Genomic DNA, 18,054 nt, shown 5'->3' with positions numbered 1-18,054 from the left:
TTACGAAAGCGATACGGCTCCGACCATCGAGATCACAGCGACGTCAACGGATGGCAGCAGCTCGAAAGCGACGTTCACCATCAACCTAACGGATGCAACTCCACCTGACGCCCCAGTCATCACCAACATTACCGACGACTCAGCTTCGTCGGATTACTCGACTGTGACGCTTCACGGTACTGGCGAGCCGGGCGCAACAATCACTCTTTGGGTGATCGCAAGCTCAACGACTAATGGCAATGAAACCCAGACTGGTCAATATACAGAGCTTGAATCTGTAACCACTACGGTTTCAGAGGATGGTACTTGGACGCTTGATGTTTCAAGTCTTACTGATACACCGGTCAACGACAATGAGTTCTTTAAAGTAACTCAGACTGATGCGGCCGGTAACACCAGTGCGGATTCGAATGTCGCCCATTACTGGCATGGTACTTGGAGTGGTATTGCGACAGAGGTCGGTGATGATTATGTTCTCACTGGTTCAGGTAACGATCAGATTACTATTGGTACAAACGATGCCAACGACGCGTTGACCGTCGATGGTGGTGCCGGTACCGATACGGTTATCTTCCAGAACTTTGACGCTTCTCAGGCTACTTTTGTTGTTGATGATAATGGTCATCTGCAGATCACCCGTGGTGACACAGGTGATATTGTTCTCTTGATCGATGTTGAAAATGTCAAGATTGGTGGTAACACCTACACCATTGATCAATTGTTTACGCCTGCGGTGACGATTCTTGAAGATTCCAATAATGATGGCATCTTAAGTGCCTCTGAAGACCAAGGTGCAATGAATCTACGTATTTCCTTACCATTAGGCGCCAAGGTAGGAGATACAGTAGAAGTATTCGCGAATGATGATGACGGTTCTATGTTCATCACTGTGTCATCGAACGATTTTGCTAACGGATACATCGACACAAGTATCTTCGTGGATACGGCAGATGGTAGTTCAATTGTTATCTCGGCCAAGCTTTCTACCGGCACTCAAACAGGCACAGATCAGGTAGTTGTTGATGCAACAGCACAGACAGCTAATGACTCTGGTGTTGCTAATGAGGATACGTCAGTCATCCTTAATGTGTTAGCTAACGATGAAGCAGGTTCTTCAGTAACTTCTGCTCAAGTTGATGAAACCAAGGGCTCTGTTGTAGTGAATTCCGATGGTACGGTAACCTTCACGCCAGCAGCAGACGTAACAGGCGAAGTAGTAATTTCTTACTCAACAGTCGATGCCTACGGCAATATCGGAACGGCTACAGCAACCGTCTCTATTTCTCCGGTAAACGACGCTCCAGAGCTGACTTTGACTGATGCAGTAGCAACGGTATCTGAAGAAGGTCTTGAACACGCCAACCCAGATACGACTGGTACGTCTGATACGACCGATGCCACTAGTTTCACTGGTACATTTACAGTGTCTGATGTGGATACGGATCTAAGTGGTTTGACCGTTACCTTGCAAGCACCGACGACTAACATCACCTCTGGTGGTCAGGCAGTTACTTGGGCAACCGTGAACGGTGCGCTAGTTGGCTCTGCTGATGGCTCGGAAGTTATTAAAGTAGAGGTAACCGATCTTGCTAATGGCGAAGGGCGTTACGTGGTTACTTTATCCGGTCCTGTAGATCACGCCGATAGCGGGGAAGATGTCCTCTCCTTCGACTTTGGTGTGACGGTATCAGATGGAGAGTTGTCGGATTCGGCAAATGTAACGGTACGCGTTGAAGATGATGCTCCAGTTACGGCTACAACGATGGATACAGTTGAGCTTGCTCGCTCAGCCGTTTCTCAATTCTCAGTAACTTCTATACAAGGTGGGTTTGCTAATAACTCATTTGAAAGCAGTGGCTATGATGTTACTGAGCAGAAACAAACTGATGATGACTTGTTAATAGACCAGGTGAAATGGAATGACAACGATGGTATTGCTACTAGCTTGGCTGTTGTAGACAGTGGTTCTCTAACATCTGTTGATACCAATGTCACATTCGCTATTGGCGAGTTTACTCATGTAAATACACCGATCAGTACCTCTTACAAGTCACTGGAAACTTCGACGCTGACTTACGAGTTGAACGTGAATATCGCGGGGCAGGATGTGCCAGTCACCTTAACGGCAGACTTGGCTTATGATGCTACGCTGAACTCCAATACGTCAAGTGCGGATGTAGTGCGCTTAACGAATCTGTCTTCTACCGAGGTAACCGTAGATGGTTCAGTTTATAAAGTGTCCTTAGCTGGCTTTATGGATGAAAACGGGCAGATAAGTGCAAACCTATCTACCGAAGAGAATGAAACCAGCGTTGCTTCGATCGCAGCTAAAGTAGAAGTGGTTAGCGACGGTTATGCTGCGATCACCGGTACCGTTACATTGAATGAAGATGCCGGTGCTGATGGTGGGGTAGTAGTCGCCGATACCATTTCTAACGATGATGGTACCTTGGTGATCAATAGCGACGGCAGTTATAGCTTCACACCATCTGCAGCCTTTGGCGATGGTATTGGGGCTGGACAGTCGGCTAATGCCATCTTTACCTATCAGGTACGTGATGGAGATGGTGACGTTGTAGACAACACTCTTACGATTACTGTTGAGTACCCTAACTCAGCCCCGGTAGCTAATGACGATATGCCATCTACCTTCGCAGGGTTGAGTGGTGAGTATTTCGGTATCAATGAGCAAATTGACAATCTTGCTGATTTTGAAGCATTGATAGCTGGTAAGCAGGCGGACGCGACCTTCGTGGCCGCAAATGTTAACTATAACCAAGGTACTGGTACGGTAAGTCAAGGGACAAATCTTCAGAACTTCCTTGGCTCCGATGCGGCGACCTTGAGTACTGATCCAGGCAACACTTCTGACGGCGGCATTCGCTTGTCCGGTTACGTGTACCTTGAAGCAGGTACTTATAACTTCAAAGTGTATGCCGATGATGGTTATCAAATTAAGGTAGATGGTGCGGCTGTTGCTACGGTAACTAACAACCAGACTGCTAAAACGACCGAGCATTCAACCTTTGTCGTCGCGGAAGATGGGTACCACAGTATCGAAATGCTTTGGTAGGATCAGGGTGGTACCTATGTGTTCCAGCCAGAGCTAAGCAAAGATGGCGGTGACTACTTCACACTTGATAGTACGATATTGCGTAGTGGTAGTGAGGATGCGTTGCTTTCTACTACTGGTAATGCAGTGATCATCAGCGCTGATGACTTATTGGCGAATGACACAGATATTGATGATGACTCATTATCCATTGTTGCCCTTGACAATGTCCAAAACGGTTACGCCTACATCAACAGCAATGGTGATGTAGTGTTTACACCAAAAGTGGGTTACAGCGGTGAGGCATCATTTGATTACACAGTATCAGATGGTCAGGGTGGAACGGACACAGCAACAGTCTCCTTGAATGTATCTAGCAATATTGGTTTGTCTACGCCTACTGTGGCGGTGACTGTCAATGATCAGAGTTCGTTAGGTGATTCATGGTATCAAGGGCTTGACTCTAAAAACTCGTCCATTGGATCCAAGGAAAGTACTGGCTCTAGGTTCAATGGCGAAAACAAAGAGTTCTCTTCCAATAATTGGAATAATGAGAATGGCACCGGCGCAGATGATAACTACGTTTACCACGGTACGAACAATGGCGGAACGCTTAATACTAAAAATGGTGAAGACACTATTCTGGTAGAAGGTAGTTATGCCAGCGGTTCAATATCAACTGGTGATAGTGCTGATTGGGTTCATATAGAAGGTAATTCTTCTGTTGAAATTGACTTAGGTAATGGTGACAACCAACTTCAAGTTGATGGTAACCATAATAGTAAAGGGATTAAAGCTAACTCAGGTGATGATACGGTCGTTATTGGGGGCAGCAGCAACAGTACGATTGATGTTAGTCACGGTGACAATACTGTTTATGTCGGTGGTAGTAATAACTCTGGATCAATTACAACCGGCGATGGTAAAGATGAAGTGTATGTTGAAGGAAGTAACAGCGCTTCTATCTCCTTGGGAGGGAATAATGACGAACTTGAAATCGGCGGCAATAACTCATCAGAAATTAAGTTAGGTACTGGTGACGATAAAGTTCGTATTCATGGAGATAACTCCAACAAGATCGACAGTAGTTCAGGTCATACTGAAATCAACGTTGATGGAAATAATACTGGTTCCATTGATCTAGATGGTGGTGATGACAAAGTTCGAATTGGAGGTACAACGTCGAGCCAGATTACGCTTGGCAACGGTGATAACACGGTATTTGTTGAGAATACTAATGATGCCGATGCGACTGCAGGTAAGATCAGTTCTGGTACAGGTGATGACACCATCGTTCTAATGCAGAATTCTGGTGAGATTCAGTCCGGTAACGGTAAAGATAGTATCTATGTTGGTGGCAACACTAATGGCTCTATCGATACCGATAATGGTGATGATACGTTGCAAGTTAGTGGTAATGTGAATGCACATGTATCAACTGATGCTGGTCAAGATACACTACTTGTGAAAGGTGATGTTAATGCCTCAGTAGATCTTGGTGATGATGCAGATGAAATCCGTGTTGGTGGCAATACTAATTCGAATGCTTCAATCAGTTCTGGTGAAGGTGATGATACTGTTGAAATTGCAGGAAACGTCAATGCGAAAATTACGACCGATTCTGGTGCTGACGATGTTGTAATTGGCGGGAATCTAAATAGTTACGACGGCATTAATACAGGAAGTGACAACGACAACATCGCAATTGGTGGTAATGTTCACGGTAATATTTCGACAGGCTCCGGTGATGATGAATTAATTATCGAAGGTCATTCATCTCAAGGTAAAATTGAAACCGGAGATGGAAATGATTCGGTATTTTTAATGAACGACAATGCCGATTCTGAGACAAACTATGGTCAGGTTTATTTAGGCGAAGATAATGATTACTTGTATGTGAATGGCCAAGTAAATGCCAAATTGGACGGTGGTGATGGTGTTGATAAAGTGTACTTAGCAAGCTACACCCTTGCAGACTACAACAATAATGTCGACAACATCCGCTCCAATACTAAGAACTTCGAGTCTATTCAGTTAAATGACGGATTTGTTACCGATACAGGCAACAATATCGACGGTGCTGTAACGCTTCGTACTTCGTCATTGTCGACTGATGTAGACGAGATTGTTCTAACATCGCCGATTACCTCTGGCACAGTACACAAATACAGTGTGGATGTGGCGGTGAAAGACCTAGAATCATCCAACGATGGCAACTTCGTTTCGGTCACGATCCCAAGTGCGTCGGGGCTAACCGTAACCTACGCAGGGGCGACACTTTCTGCAGAAGCGGATGGAACGTACAAAGTCAGCTTGGCGGATGGTGAGACTTCAATCTCTGGGTTGGTGATCGAGGCAGATGAGGTAATTGATACGTCTGCCATTAGCGCCGAAGTCACACTTGATGACACTAGCGTATTTGGAGAGTCTGATGCAGACAGCATCTTTGGCACATCCGGCGACGACTTCTTAACCGGCACGTCTGGTGAAGATACCTTGCTTGGTAATGCCGGTGATGATGTCTTGTTCGGTGGTGATGATGAGGCGGTTGATACGTTAATCGGCGGTGCTGGTGAAGATATCTTTATCCTAGATAACGATACGGATTTGTCCGATGGCTTCACTCAAGATGTGATTATGGACTTCAACAAGTCGGAAGATGCGTTGGATATTTCGGATCTGTTGGTGTTACCAGAAGATGTAAATGGGGAAGATCAAGACGCTGTGAAAGCCTTCCTTGAGTCGAATGTAGGTCTGTCGTCTGATGATGACGGCACTCAGCATTTGACAATCGGCAGTGCTGGTAATGAGCAGGAAGTGGCGATATTTGGAGCGGACAGCACGGATATCTCTGCATCTGATACCATCACCGTCATCTTCCAAGACCAAGAGTACACGATTAACCCAGATGGTTAATCGTTGACCTCTGCTGTCTAGTTCTGCAAAAGCCCATTCGCTTCGGTGAATGGGCTTTTTGTTTTGGCTTATCTTTTGCTGCTCCGATACGACGCAATTTGTCGTGACGCTGGTATAGTATGCCCCTAATGTTTGAACCAATAGGGGAGTGCTGCCGTGAGCGATTGGCCGACGGGATTGATGGTCATTCAAGGAAATCGCCTTGAATCGTTGAAAGAAGTCTTGGTGCAATGGGTGAAACGCTACCCACTAAAACCATTAGAGACCGATGTGTTTCTGGTGCAAAGTAACGGTATCGCCCAGTGGTTGCAGCAGGCTTTAGCGCAGGATGAATCCGATGGTGGCTGTGGTATTGCCGCAGCGATTAAGGTGGAGTTACCGGGTCGGTTTGTTTGGCAGGCTTATCGGGCCGCATTTTGGGAGCTCGACACCCAGTCCCCCTATGATCTTCGCCCTATGACCTGGCGATTGTTCCGGCTGCTCAACTCCCTAGAGTTATACAATCAAGACGGTTGCTACCAATCCTTGCTCCATTTTATGGAAACGGGGACGAGCCCAGCCCAACGTCGTTTCGTCTTAGCTCAGCGTATCGCTAAATTATTTGACCAATACCAAGTCTATCGGGCGGATTGGCTACAAGCTTGGCAAGAAGGTATCGATACCTTACCCATACCGGAGCAAGATCCAATCAAAGGTAAAGCCGTACCGGAAGAGCAAACTTGGCAGCCCAAGTTATGGCGGCTGTTGGTGGCCGATGTGGCGGCTGATCCAGAGTTTGCCCCCGGCAAGCGCAAGGTCGTCAACCGCTCCCAAATCCATCAGGATTTTCTACGCTACTGTGCCGAGCATACCCATTTAGCGGGTTTACCACGGCGAATAGTAGTATTTGGCTTATCGTCGTTGCCCAATCAAACTCTAGAAGTCTTGCAAGCCATCGCCCCATTTACTCAAGTTCTGCTATTTACCCTGAACCCCAGTGAATACTATTGGGGAGACTTAATCGAAGGGCGTCAGCTATTGCGCCAAGCCCAATCCCGCCGACCACTGCGCGAAGGTCGTAAAGACAAACCAGAGCTTTCACTAGAAGAAGCCCATCTTTACGGTAATCCGCTGCTCGCTTCTTGGGGGAAACTAGGGCGGGATTATCTCCATTCTTTGGAAGAGAAAGACAGCCCAGATCAGTACCGAGGCTTCTTTGTCGATAGCAAAATAGACCTGTTCGAGGCACCGGGTACGGCGACCTTATTGCAACAGTTGCAGGATGACATCTTTCATCTACGTGGGGTGGAAGACGCCAAGCCCCTAGAGCGTTTGGTCGATGTTACAACGGATAGAAGCTTGCGATTTATTGAAACCCATAGCCGTCAGCGGGAAATCGAGGTACTACACGATCAATTATTGGCGGAATTCGAGCTAGCCGCCCAAGGTGGCGAGCCATTGCAACCGCGGGACATTTTGATCATGGCTCCGGATATCAACGCCTATGTTCCCCATATTGAGGCGGTATTTGGTCGCTATCCGAGGTTTTCGGATGACTCCGATCCAGAGAAGCGCTATTTACCCTTTCACATTGCGGATCAAAGTGCCCGTCAACAGCATCCGTTGGTGGCAGCGTTTGAAGCTTTGTTAAGTATTACTCGCTCTCGTTTTGCCGCCACAGACTTACTATCACTACTTGATGTGGCTGCAGTGCGCCGCCGTTTCTCGATTAAAGAAGAGCAAGTCCCACTACTAAAGAATTGGATTGAAAGTGCCAATATTCGCTGGGGCTTAAACCGCCAACAGCGCCAAAGCCTCGGTTTAGCCCTAGCTGATGAGCAAAATACTTGGCTGTTCGGTTTAAAGCGTATGCTGCTAGGTTATGCCATGGGAGATGAGGAACAATGGCATGAGGTGCTGCCCTATGGTGAAATTGGGGGGATCGAAGCGGTACTGCTGGGCCAGCTGCATCAATTGATCGATAGGATTACCAGCCATTGGGATTTTGTCAGTCAGCCTCACTCGTTGCAGGAATGGGGGGATGCCCTAAGACAAACCTTAGAACAGTTTTTCACCCCAGAAACGGATGGTGAGCAGCGTATCTACAACCGTATTCAAGACCAAATAGAGGGCTTGTTGGAACAAATCCACGGTAGTGGCGTAGACGATGAGCTGGTGAATGTCGAGGTGTTGCAGGAAGCCTTTATGGGGCAGCTCGACGAACCATCCCTAAGTCAGCGCTTTTTGGCCGGTTCCATCAACTTCGCGACACTGATGCCCATGCGGGCAATCCCCTTTAAACAGGTGTATTTAATCGGCATGAACGATGGGGACTACCCACAGGTTAGTACTCCGATGGATTTCGACCTAATGGTAGGGGACTATCGCCCAGGGGATCGTTCCCGTCGGGAAGATGCCCGTTATCTGTTCCTAGAAGCCGTGCTATCGGCGCGGGATAAATTGGTCATCAGCTGGCAAGGGCGCAGCGCCAAAGACAATACCGAACAACCACCCTCGGTATTAGTTGGGCAGTTAAAAGACTACCTCAACAAGGCTTGGGCTAATGACAAGCTCACGGACTCGCTTACCGACGTCTTCCCATTACAGCCATTTAGTCGGCGCTACTTTAGTTCGGCGTCCGACTATTTCACCTATCAAAGTGAATGGCAGACGGCTTACTCCGGGGAAAGCGATGAGCCTAAACGTGAGAAAATACGCCTGCCAGACTGGCTACCCGACGCGCCACTCAATATAGGCAAGCTAGCACTATTCTTAAAAAGCCCGGTCGATGCCATGTACGCCGAACGGCTAGATATCAAAAAGCCTAGCGAAATCGAGGAAACCAAGGTCGTGGAAAACTTCGATGCCACCGGCCTTGAAGTCTGGCAAATCCATGACCGTATGTTGCAACTCGGTAAAAAATACCAGCTTGATCACAGTGAATGGGACCGGCAAGTGGAAGCCAGTCTACGTCATCAGATCGCGGCGGGAGAGCTACAGGGGGGGGCGTTTGCCCAGATTCGTCGGGACGCCCTATACCCGGATCGGGTTAAGTCCGCTTACTTTGGCTGGCGTAAAGCCATTGAGTCCGCTGCGTTGATCGAAGATACCCTACGCCAAGCGACCCTAACATTTACCGGGACAGGGGGCGCTTTGGTTTACCAAGATGATTTAGAACGCTTGTATCAGTACGTGGAGCGCGACGAGTACGGCAATACAAACGAATACAAAATGCAGTTTATCTTGCAAGCCTCCAAACTTTATAACCAGGTGATCATAGGGCAAGGGGAGATCGACCGTGATATCACCCCCAATGACAAGGAGAACAAGGTGTGCTGGCGCAATGTCCTAGCTGGCTGGGTCAAACACATTGTTGCCAACCTGGTACATGGCGGAGGTATCACAACCCAGTTAATGTCTCCTAGTGGCGATATCCGTTTACGCGCCATGACCGAGCAAACCGCCAGAGAGTACCTAGATACGTTGATCAGTTGCTGGTTAGAAGCCATGCATACTCCTGTGTGTTTTGGCATAAACGCTGGTATGACTCGGGTCATTCGCAATGACGAAAATGCCATGAGTAAAAGCTTTTTAGATGACGATGTGTCGCGCAATCATTATGCCTCACAGCATTTCCATGACCCGCTTAGGGATGAACAACTGAATGAGTTAAGCCAATACAGCCTGACGCTGTGTAAGCCACTGCTGGACTACTTTAAGGAGGAAGAAGCATGAGTCAGCCTGCCCATATTTTAGCGCCATTGACGTTCCCCTTATCTGGCTCGGCATTGATTGAAGCCAGTGCCGGTACGGGCAAAACCTATACGTTGGCCTTGTTGTATTTGCGTTTAGTGCTGCAACACGGCGGCCAAAATAGATTCGATAAACCGCTGCTGCCACCGAATATCCTGGTAGTAACCTTTACCAAAGCCGCGACCCGGGAACTGCGGGACCGTATCCGTGCCCGTTTAGTGGAAGCGGCTTCCTACTTTCGAGGGGATCTAACCGATCAGCAGGTAGACGACCTACTCATCACGTTGAAACAAGATACCCTCGCCCAGCAGGACCTTAGCAGCGCAGCTCGCCAGCTTGATATCGCCGCGGAATGGATGGACGAAGCAGCGGTATCGACCATTCACTCTTGGTGTAGCCGTGTATTGTCGGAGCACGCGTTCTACAGTGGTTTGAGCTTTAGCCAAACATTGGTAGAAAACGAAAAGCCCCTGATCATTCAAGCCTGTGAAGACTATTGGCGGGAGAATATTTTCCCATTACAGGAAGAACCATTGCGCCAAGTATTGTCCTTTTTTAAAGCGCCGGACGCACTTTATCAATTGGCGAAAGGGCTGATCTATCAGGTGGAGAGTATCCCGCAAGTGGACCCAGATTTAGGGGCTCGTATTGTTGCTATCTTGAAAGAACGTAAAGAAGCAATCCAAGCCCTTAAGGAAGCAGTAACGCAAGCCATTCCAGTATTGGAACAGGAGTTTGCCGCGGCCAATAAGGCTAAACTTTACAAGGCGGCCTCACTTAAAAAGAACCATCTAAGTGATACTCTGGCGAAATTGAGTCAATGGGGAGCCACGGAGCAAGAAGAGCTTGATTTGCTGCCTAGCCTTTTCAAGGGCAAGACGTTTGATAAGATAGCCCTAGTTGATACCAGCATCTGGCATGACCCTTCTAACATTCCTATTAGCTCCGATGCTGCTAAAGTGCTGGCCGACTTGCCCGAGCAAATCAAAGCCCTAACGACCCCAAGGGAATACCTTATCGCCCATGCGGTTCACTGGATCGCCAAGCGTGTCGAAGACGAGAAAGCCCAGCAAGGGGTGTTAAGCCAAAATGATCTACTGATCAAATTGGATCAAGCGTTACAGGGCCCCGGAGGGGGGCGCCTTGCTGAAGTGATTCGCCAGCAATTCCCCGTCGCACTGGTGGATGAGTTTCAGGATACGGACCCGGTTCAATACCGTATTTTCAATCAGATTTATCGTGTCGCTGACCCCTATCCACAAACCGGCTTTTTTATGATTGGCGACCCAAAACAGGCTATTTACCGCTTCCGCGGGGCGGATATTTTCACTTACTTGGCTGCCAAGCAAGATACCGGTGACCGCCAATATACCCTGAATACGAACTTCCGATCTGCGCCAGGGTTGGTGGAAAAGGTGAATGCTTACTTTGAGTTCGCCGAGGAAAATCACCCAAAAGGGGCGTTTCTCTTTAAAAGCAAAGAGCGTAACCCTATCGGGTTTCATCCGGTTAATGCGGGTCGTAGTGCTGAAATTGGCTTGTATTTGAATGATGAAAAGTACCCAGAACAATGCTTGTGGTTCACGCCGCCTACCGACGAGGACGGCGTAGAACAAAAATGGGACAGAGCCGAGATGACCGCCAACGAAGTTGCCAACTGGCTCACTCTCTCCCAAGCTGGGAGTGCTCAATTAGATGTGGGCAAAGGCCGTCGGCCACTGGTGCCCAGTGATTTTGCTATCTTGGTACACAATGGTACTCAAGCCAAGCAAATTCGCCGCGCTTTATTTCAGTTAGGTGTGTCGAGCGTGTACCTATCGGACAGCAACGATGTGTTCGATACGGACGAAGCTAACGATGTACTGGCGGTACTGCGTGCCATGGCGGAGCCGTTTAATAGCTTCCACCTACGCATTGCGCTCGGTACCCGATTGATGGGGATGCAGCTGGATCAGTTGGATCGACTTAATCGGGATGAAGTCTTCTGGGAAGAGCAAATCGAGCTGTTCCGTTCCTACCACCAGCATTGGCACCAATTTGGGATCATGGCTGTATTGCACCGCTTCTACTACGATCGGAAGGTGGCAGCCCGCTATTTGTCGGCTCCCAATGGGGAGCGTTCAATCACGGACTTGTTTCACATTACCGAGCTGCTACAACAAGCCACTGAAACCATTCATGGTCAGCAGGCGTTGATCCACCATTTAGAGCAATGCATCACTGCGGAAAAGTCCGGAGTGGAAAGCACCCAACAGCGCTTAGAAAGCGATGCGGACTTAGTGCAAGTGGTGACTGTACACAAATCGAAGGGACTCCAATACCCAATCGTTATGTTGCCCTATTTTGACCACGTTCGAGAAGTAAAAGCGAAAGATGCCTACGTGGATTATCACGATCACAAAGGCAATTTGGTATTGGCTTTGAAACCGGAAGACCACGACTTGGAACAAGCGGATGCCGAGCGCCTCGCAGAAGATGTGCGCAAGCTTTATGTGGCTATGACCCGCGGTATTTGTGCCCAATGGTTGGCGGTGGAAGAACCCAAAGGGAAGAAAGACGAACCAGCCCAGTTAACATCAGCGGCCCATGTCTTGATGGGGTTCAAAGATGGCATGGTACTCAATCAATATTTTGGGTTAACCGACGCCTTTACTATGGTTGAACCCATTACTATGGCATCGGCGTTCCAGCCCCAGCAGCAAGACAGCTATCGCCCTGCTAGGCAGGTGACTCATAAAGACATTAAGCCATGGTGGATTTCCAGCTATTCGGCACTGAGCTTTTCCGGCAGTAAAACCAAGGATCAAGGGGAGACCGTCGCTGAAGTTGCAAAAGATGAGCAGGCCAACGACGATGATGACACCTTTGTTGGACAAGAGCTGCAATTAGACACTTCAGGGTCAATCATGCATCGCCTACCTAAAGGTAGTCATATTGGTACCTTCCTTCATGGGCTAATTGAGTGGGCTGCAGAGCAGCGTTATATGGATGAATCAGGTCAGGGCCATTTTGGATTCGCCGCTGCGTCCCATCGAAACAACGAGCAGCGTTTGAACACCTTGCGGGCACGCTGCCGTAATCGCGGTTTGGAGCACGAAGCTCAGGATTTATCTGATTGGTTATCGGCCTTTTTACAGCAAGAATGGCAGCTAAATCGCCTACCAGATGGTACTGGCCCCAGCTTTAAATTAACGGACTTAACACCCCAGCAAGTCGCCGTTGAGATGGAGTTTATGTTTTCTGCCAATGAAGTGAATACCCGTCTTATGGACCAACTGGTTTGTGAGCATACCTGGCAAGGTGCACCGCGACCGGTGGCGAACTTTCAACGAATCAGTGGCATGTTAAAAGGTTTTATCGATATGGTAGCCGAGATTGAGGGGCGCTATTACGTTGTGGATTGGAAGAGTAACTTCCTTGGCTCTGGGGATGAGGCGTACCACGATTCTGCCTTGCAGCAAGCTTTGCTGAAAAAGCGCTATGACTTGCAATACGTACTCTACTTGCTGGCCTTGCATCGGCACTTGCGCGATCGAGTCCAAGGTTACAACTACGATACTCATATAGGTGGGGCGGTATATTTCTTTTTACGTGGTTGGCAAAACCCCGAAACCCAAGGTTTAGTTATGGATAAGCCCCCAAAATCCCTGATTGAAAAGCTGGATAAGCTATTTGCTGGTGTCAACTATGAAACTCAGGACGATGAGGAGGCCGCCAATGTTTAATACACAGATGTTGGAGCGCTGGAGTGAGGCAGGCCTGTTGCGCTATGTGGATACTGCCTTGGCGAAATGGTTGGCCCAAGAGGTGCCGGATACGGCACCAGGAGTCATGTTGGCGGTTGCTCTGACCAGCCATAGTGCGGCGATGGGGCAAGTGTGTTTAGATTTATCGGCTATCTTGTCGGACCCTAGCCGCTATCTGGAAACCGATGAGGCTAATGTACCTGACACCGAGCAAAGTAAACAACGCCTAATGGCGGAACAAGAACTGCTCCAGTGTTTGCAGAGTATCGAGCTAGAAGCATGGTTAACCCAGCTGCGCTGTTGCCGAGTTGTTGGTACCGGAACGGATCGGGAGCCTACTCCGCTTGTATTGGTGGAGGCCGGTGGGCAAGCATTACTTTACCTGCGTCGCTATTGGCGTGCGGAGCAAACCATCGTCAACGGCATTCAAACCCGTTTGAAACGGCACAGTGGGTTGGACGATGGGGATGTGCGCAGTTTGCTGGACATCCTATTTGCTGGGAACCAGCTAGATAACGAGACTGATTGGCAGCGTATCGCCTGCGGTATTGCGGCAAACAACGACTTTGCCATTATTACCGGTGGCCCCGGCACTGGTAAAACTACCACCGTGTTACGGTTCTTGGCTTTATTACAAGGTCAGCGTTTGACCAAAAATCTACCGCCACTGGCGATCCGTTTAGCCGCACCCACTGGCAAAGCGGCGGCTCGCTTGAATGAATCCATCGCCGCTAACTTAGCCCGGTTAGCGATCCCTGCGATAGGTAACATCAAACCAGACGAATTGAAAGGGACTATCCCCACACAGGTGATGACCTTGCATCGCCTCTTACGGCCAAAGCCTGGCTCGCGCCAGTTTCAGTATAACAAAGCCAACCCACTGGTGGCGGATGTTGTGGTGGTCGATGAAGCCTCCATGATCGATATTGAAATGATGGCTGCCCTATTTGATGGTATCGAACCCACCACCCGGGTGGTGTTGCTGGGGGATAAAGACCAGCTAGCCTCGGTAGAAGCGGGTTATGTATTGGGTGACTTATGTCGTGGTGCCAACGAAGGCCGCTATACCCAGCCAACCATGAACTGGATTGAAGATGTTTGCCAGACCCCGATTGCCAAGACGTTTCATAATGAACAGGGCACCATGCTTAACCAAGCGGTTGCCATGTTGCGGCGCAGCTATCGTTTCAAAGAAGGAGGGGATATTCATCAATTGGCGACCTTGGTTAACGAGGAGCGCGCCGACGCGTCACCGAAACTGCCAGAGCTTAAGCAAATCTTTTCCTTGAGTGGTAAGCAACCGGAGCCGATCTTGCGGCATTTCTATCAGCCTCAAGGCGTGAATAGCTCCTTTAGTAAAGAAGTTGCCAACCTACTAGTGGAAGGCTATGGCCATTACCTAGATTGTGTTGCCGCGCGGCCACAAACATTCGATCCAGATGCTTTTAATGCCTGGGGCAAGCAGGTGTTAGAAAGCCATCGACAATTCCAATTACTTGTTGCTTTACGGCGAGGAGAGTGGGGGCTAGAAGGCCTGAATCACAAAATTGAACAGCTCCTAGTGCGACATGGCAAACTTGGGAACGTAGAGCACCTGTGGTATTTAGGTCGCCCCGTGATGGTGACCCAAAACGATTACAGTGTTGATCTAATGAATGGTGATGTGGGCATCAGCTTGGTTTACCCAGTGAAGGGTGAGCTTAAACAGCGGGTCATCTTTAGTGATGGTAAAGGGGGCGTACGCTGGGTGTTGCCGAGCCGACTCCAAAGTGTAGAAACCGTATTTGCCATGACGGTACACAAGTCCCAAGGCTCGGAATTTACGCACACGGCGTTGATGTTACCCAATCACCAGTCGCCGATTCTTACCAAAGAACTTATTTATACCGGTATCACCCGCTCGGTAGCACGTTTCACCTTGATTAGTGGTAATGATGACGTGCTGGAAACGGCTATGAACCAACAGGTTCAGCGTGCCAGTGGCCTGAACCTGTATATTCGTTAAATACGAGTAACCTTCTACAGTGCAGTTATTCGCCTTTGAGAAGGTTGCCTGCACTGTCAAATACCTTGACCTGCGTCGGAATGCCTGCTTTAACGCTTTGGGTTACGACGCAGAACTCCTCAAACTGTTCTAACACCCTATCAAGGTGGGTGAAGCTGTCTGCGTGGTTCCCTAGGTTCAAGCTGACTTCTAAGCTGGTAATCCGTAGTCGTCGATCAATACGTTCGAACTGGCCTGTCACCTTGGCGCTAACTTGCCCAGGGTCCTCTTTGAATTTGCGAATGGCAAACATAAGGCTAGCGGCTAAGCAGTTAGCGACAGCGGTGCCAAGCAGTAGGGATGGATTAGGGCCTTCACCGTGCCCAAGAGGAGCCGGCTCGTCAGTGATTAACGTCCCAGCCTCCCCAAAATCGACTTCAAATTTATAGCCATCTACCAAAGCTAAGTTAACACTAAACTGTTTTGATTCGCTCATAGTTCCTCCTAAAGCTGATGTGCTGAATCTAACATTAGTTTTTGCTTAATTGGTAAGGTTTTTAGACTTTGATTGCAAATAGCATCATTGGCTTGCTAGATAGCCACCCCAATTGGACAAGTCACCCCGGTACCACCAAGCCCACAATAGCCGTTGGGATTTTTATGTAGGTATTGTTGGTGGTATTCCTCCCCATAGTAGAAGTCTTTAAGGCTATCCACTTCGGTGGTGATCATGCCAAAACCACCTTGGAGTAGGCGTTGCTGATAACTGTCTTTACTGGCTTGTATGATTGCCGCGTCGGCGTCATTAACCCAATAAATTGCTGAGCGATACTGACTGCCAATATCGTTGCCTTGCCGCAGGCCTTGGGTTGGATCATGATTTTCCCAGAAAACTTTTAGGATTTGTTCTAAGTTGGTCTGTTTGTTGTCGAAAACCACGCGCACCAGCTCAGTATGGCCTGTTTTGCCGGTACAGACTTCTTCATAAGTTGGGTTTGGTGTGTAGCCACCGCCATAACCTACGGCAGTGATGGTTACTCCAGGAGTGTTCCAAAACTTGCGCTCGGCTCCCCAGAAGCAGCCCATGCCAAGATAGATTTCGCCTTCAGTATCCGTCAGCTTCCGCAATATGTTGTCTCCATTAACTGCATGGATACCCGATATCGTGAGAGGTATCTCGCGGCCCGGCAATGCTTCAGCGGGTTCGGGAATTTGGCATTTAGCTAATTTAGCCTGTAGTGCTTCAAACATCTTAATTTCTCCTACCTGTAGCCGTAGTTAACACACCATTACAAAAAACAACATCCCATAGCAAAATATCGTCAACCAGACGCGACGAAATCGGGAATCTATCTTACACTTTAGTCTTAAATTTTAACGATAGGGTGTATGGAAAATGTCTGACGTTTTGCTCATATGGGATGGTCGCCAAGCGAACACCTGCTTAGAGTGTTTCGTCGACGAACTTCTGTCAACCCTTGCTAGTTACGCAGCAACGGTCAAAGTAGTTCAGCTGGCTACTCAACACGCGCCTGAGTTTGGCAAGATTAAACCAAGCATGCGTGCCTTGTTTAATGTGGTGCAGCAAGAAAAACCAAAACATCTCATTTCGTTCGGCTCCCAGCCAAATCTTCTGGTAAATCTTTTACGGCCAACATTAAAATGCGAAATAATTTGTAATCGTCTGCCCGACGGGATGCACTTTAAAACCGTGGCTTCCAGTGCTATGCAGCGTGTCTCGGATTGGATTAACTATGAGCATCGGTGGTGTTTAGAGGATTGTGACTTCTTCTACTTACCGCTAAAAGAGCATCAGGGGCAGAAAGTCGGTTATTTTGAGGACGATGTAAACTCAGTAGTATTTCATTGCCAAGCTGATGAGTTGGGGTTGTGCTCCGAGCCACTTTATCCTGATCTGTTGCAGCTACGGGACGTCACTGGACTCCATGAAGTGGGCTTAGTGATGATTAGTGCCGCCAGTGACCCTGCCGGTAACCGCGTTGATCTAGTGAACGCCCTCGGCATACCTGTTGTCGTGGTTGCCGAAACTGGTTCCCATTTGGGGGTAGTGAATGGCTACAATGGTTGGGTTGTGTCCAGTATGCAAGGGCTTCCTATCCTACAAATATTGAAGAACTGGTCTACCATGGCGTTGGATATGCGCCGTGTATTGGCTCAGTATGCCCATCAACATCAGTCTAAACGTTCTGGCATTCGCCACTTCTGCGACCTCCTTGGTTACCCTGTGTTGTCAAAAAACTACAAATCTGAAAAAAGGGCTTGACGTACCTACCTCTCGTCCGTATAGTTCGCACCCACATTGACGCGGGATGGAGCAGCCTGGTAGCTCGTCGGGCTCATAACCCGAAGGTCGTCGGTTCAAATCCGGCTCCCGCAACCAATGTGTTGAACGAAAATGTTAGTGACTAACTATCTGGCGCGGGATGGAGCAGCCTGGTAGCTCGTCGGGCTCATAACCCGAAGGTCGTCGGTTCAAATCCGGCTCCCGCAACCAATTAGCAACTTAGTTAGTCACATAACTCTCTTCTAGTTCAAGAAAATTTATCAGCTATATCAATAGTTTACATGACGCGGGATGGAGCAGCCTGGTAGCTCGTCGGGCT

8 protein-coding genes and 2 tRNA genes are annotated in these 18,054 nt (G+C 48.6%); 8 read left to right on the top strand and 2 right to left on the bottom strand.

Annotated features, from left to right (window positions below; all coding sequences use genetic code 11):
- The 5 genes from FJM67_RS17525 to recD form a co-directional block, all read left to right on the top strand.
- The coding region (locus tag FJM67_RS17525; protein ID WP_181161475.1) for a beta strand repeat-containing protein at positions 1 to 3,073 on the top strand (3,073 nt) is incomplete at its 5' end.
- An 18-nt stretch (positions 3,074 to 3,091) separates the two neighbouring features.
- Complete coding sequence (locus FJM67_RS10275) at positions 3,092 to 5,968, top strand: beta strand repeat-containing protein (protein ID WP_140589019.1); 2,877 nt, start codon at positions 3,092 to 3,094, stop codon at positions 5,966 to 5,968.
- A gap of 156 nt (positions 5,969 to 6,124) precedes the next feature.
- Positions 6,125 to 9,682, top strand: coding sequence for an exodeoxyribonuclease V subunit gamma (gene recC, locus FJM67_RS10270; protein WP_140589017.1), 3,558 nt, complete (start codon positions 6,125 to 6,127; stop codon positions 9,680 to 9,682).
- Positions 9,679 to 13,425 (top strand): exodeoxyribonuclease V subunit beta, encoded by a 3,747-nt coding sequence (gene recB / locus FJM67_RS10265; protein ID WP_140589016.1) that lies wholly within the window; start codon positions 9,679 to 9,681, stop codon positions 13,423 to 13,425. The genes recC and recB overlap by 4 nt, the downstream gene beginning before the upstream one ends.
- A complete protein-coding gene (gene recD / locus FJM67_RS10260) occupies positions 13,418 to 15,451 on the top strand; it encodes an exodeoxyribonuclease V subunit alpha (protein ID WP_140589014.1) in 2,034 nt (677 codons plus the stop codon). The genes recB and recD overlap by 8 nt, the downstream gene beginning before the upstream one ends.
- Before the next feature lie 25 nt (positions 15,452 to 15,476).
- Here the strand turns inward: recD and FJM67_RS10255 are convergent, their stop codons facing one another.
- Positions 15,477 to 15,926, bottom strand: coding sequence for an OsmC family protein (locus FJM67_RS10255; RefSeq protein ID WP_140589012.1), 450 nt, complete (start codon positions 15,924 to 15,926; stop codon positions 15,477 to 15,479).
- Positions 15,927 to 16,021: 95 nt separating this feature from the next.
- Positions 16,022 to 16,681 (bottom strand): peptide-methionine (S)-S-oxide reductase MsrA, encoded by a 660-nt coding sequence (gene msrA, locus FJM67_RS10250; RefSeq protein ID WP_140589010.1) that lies wholly within the window; start codon positions 16,679 to 16,681, stop codon positions 16,022 to 16,024.
- Between the two features lie 145 nt (positions 16,682 to 16,826).
- Between msrA and FJM67_RS10245 the strand changes: the two genes are divergently transcribed.
- The 3 genes from FJM67_RS10245 to FJM67_RS10235 all read left to right on the top strand — a co-directional run bounded on the left by FJM67_RS10245 (position 16,827) and on the right by FJM67_RS10235 (position 17,945).
- Complete coding sequence (locus FJM67_RS10245; protein ID WP_140589009.1) at positions 16,827 to 17,714, top strand: hypothetical protein; 888 nt, start codon at positions 16,827 to 16,829, stop codon at positions 17,712 to 17,714.
- Positions 17,715 to 17,754: 40 nt separating this feature from the next.
- Positions 17,755 to 17,831 (top strand) — tRNA-Met (locus FJM67_RS10240).
- Between the two features lie 37 nt (positions 17,832 to 17,868).
- Positions 17,869 to 17,945: transfer RNA gene (locus FJM67_RS10235), tRNA-Met, on the top strand.
- Positions 17,946 to 18,054 lie beyond the last annotated feature (109 nt).

The sequence above is a fragment of the Maribrevibacterium harenarium genome, from assembly GCF_006385675.1.
GTDB lineage: Bacteria > Pseudomonadota > Gammaproteobacteria > Pseudomonadales > Marinomonadaceae > Marinomonas > Marinomonas harenarium.
This window is presented reverse-complemented; position numbering and strand designations above follow the sequence as displayed.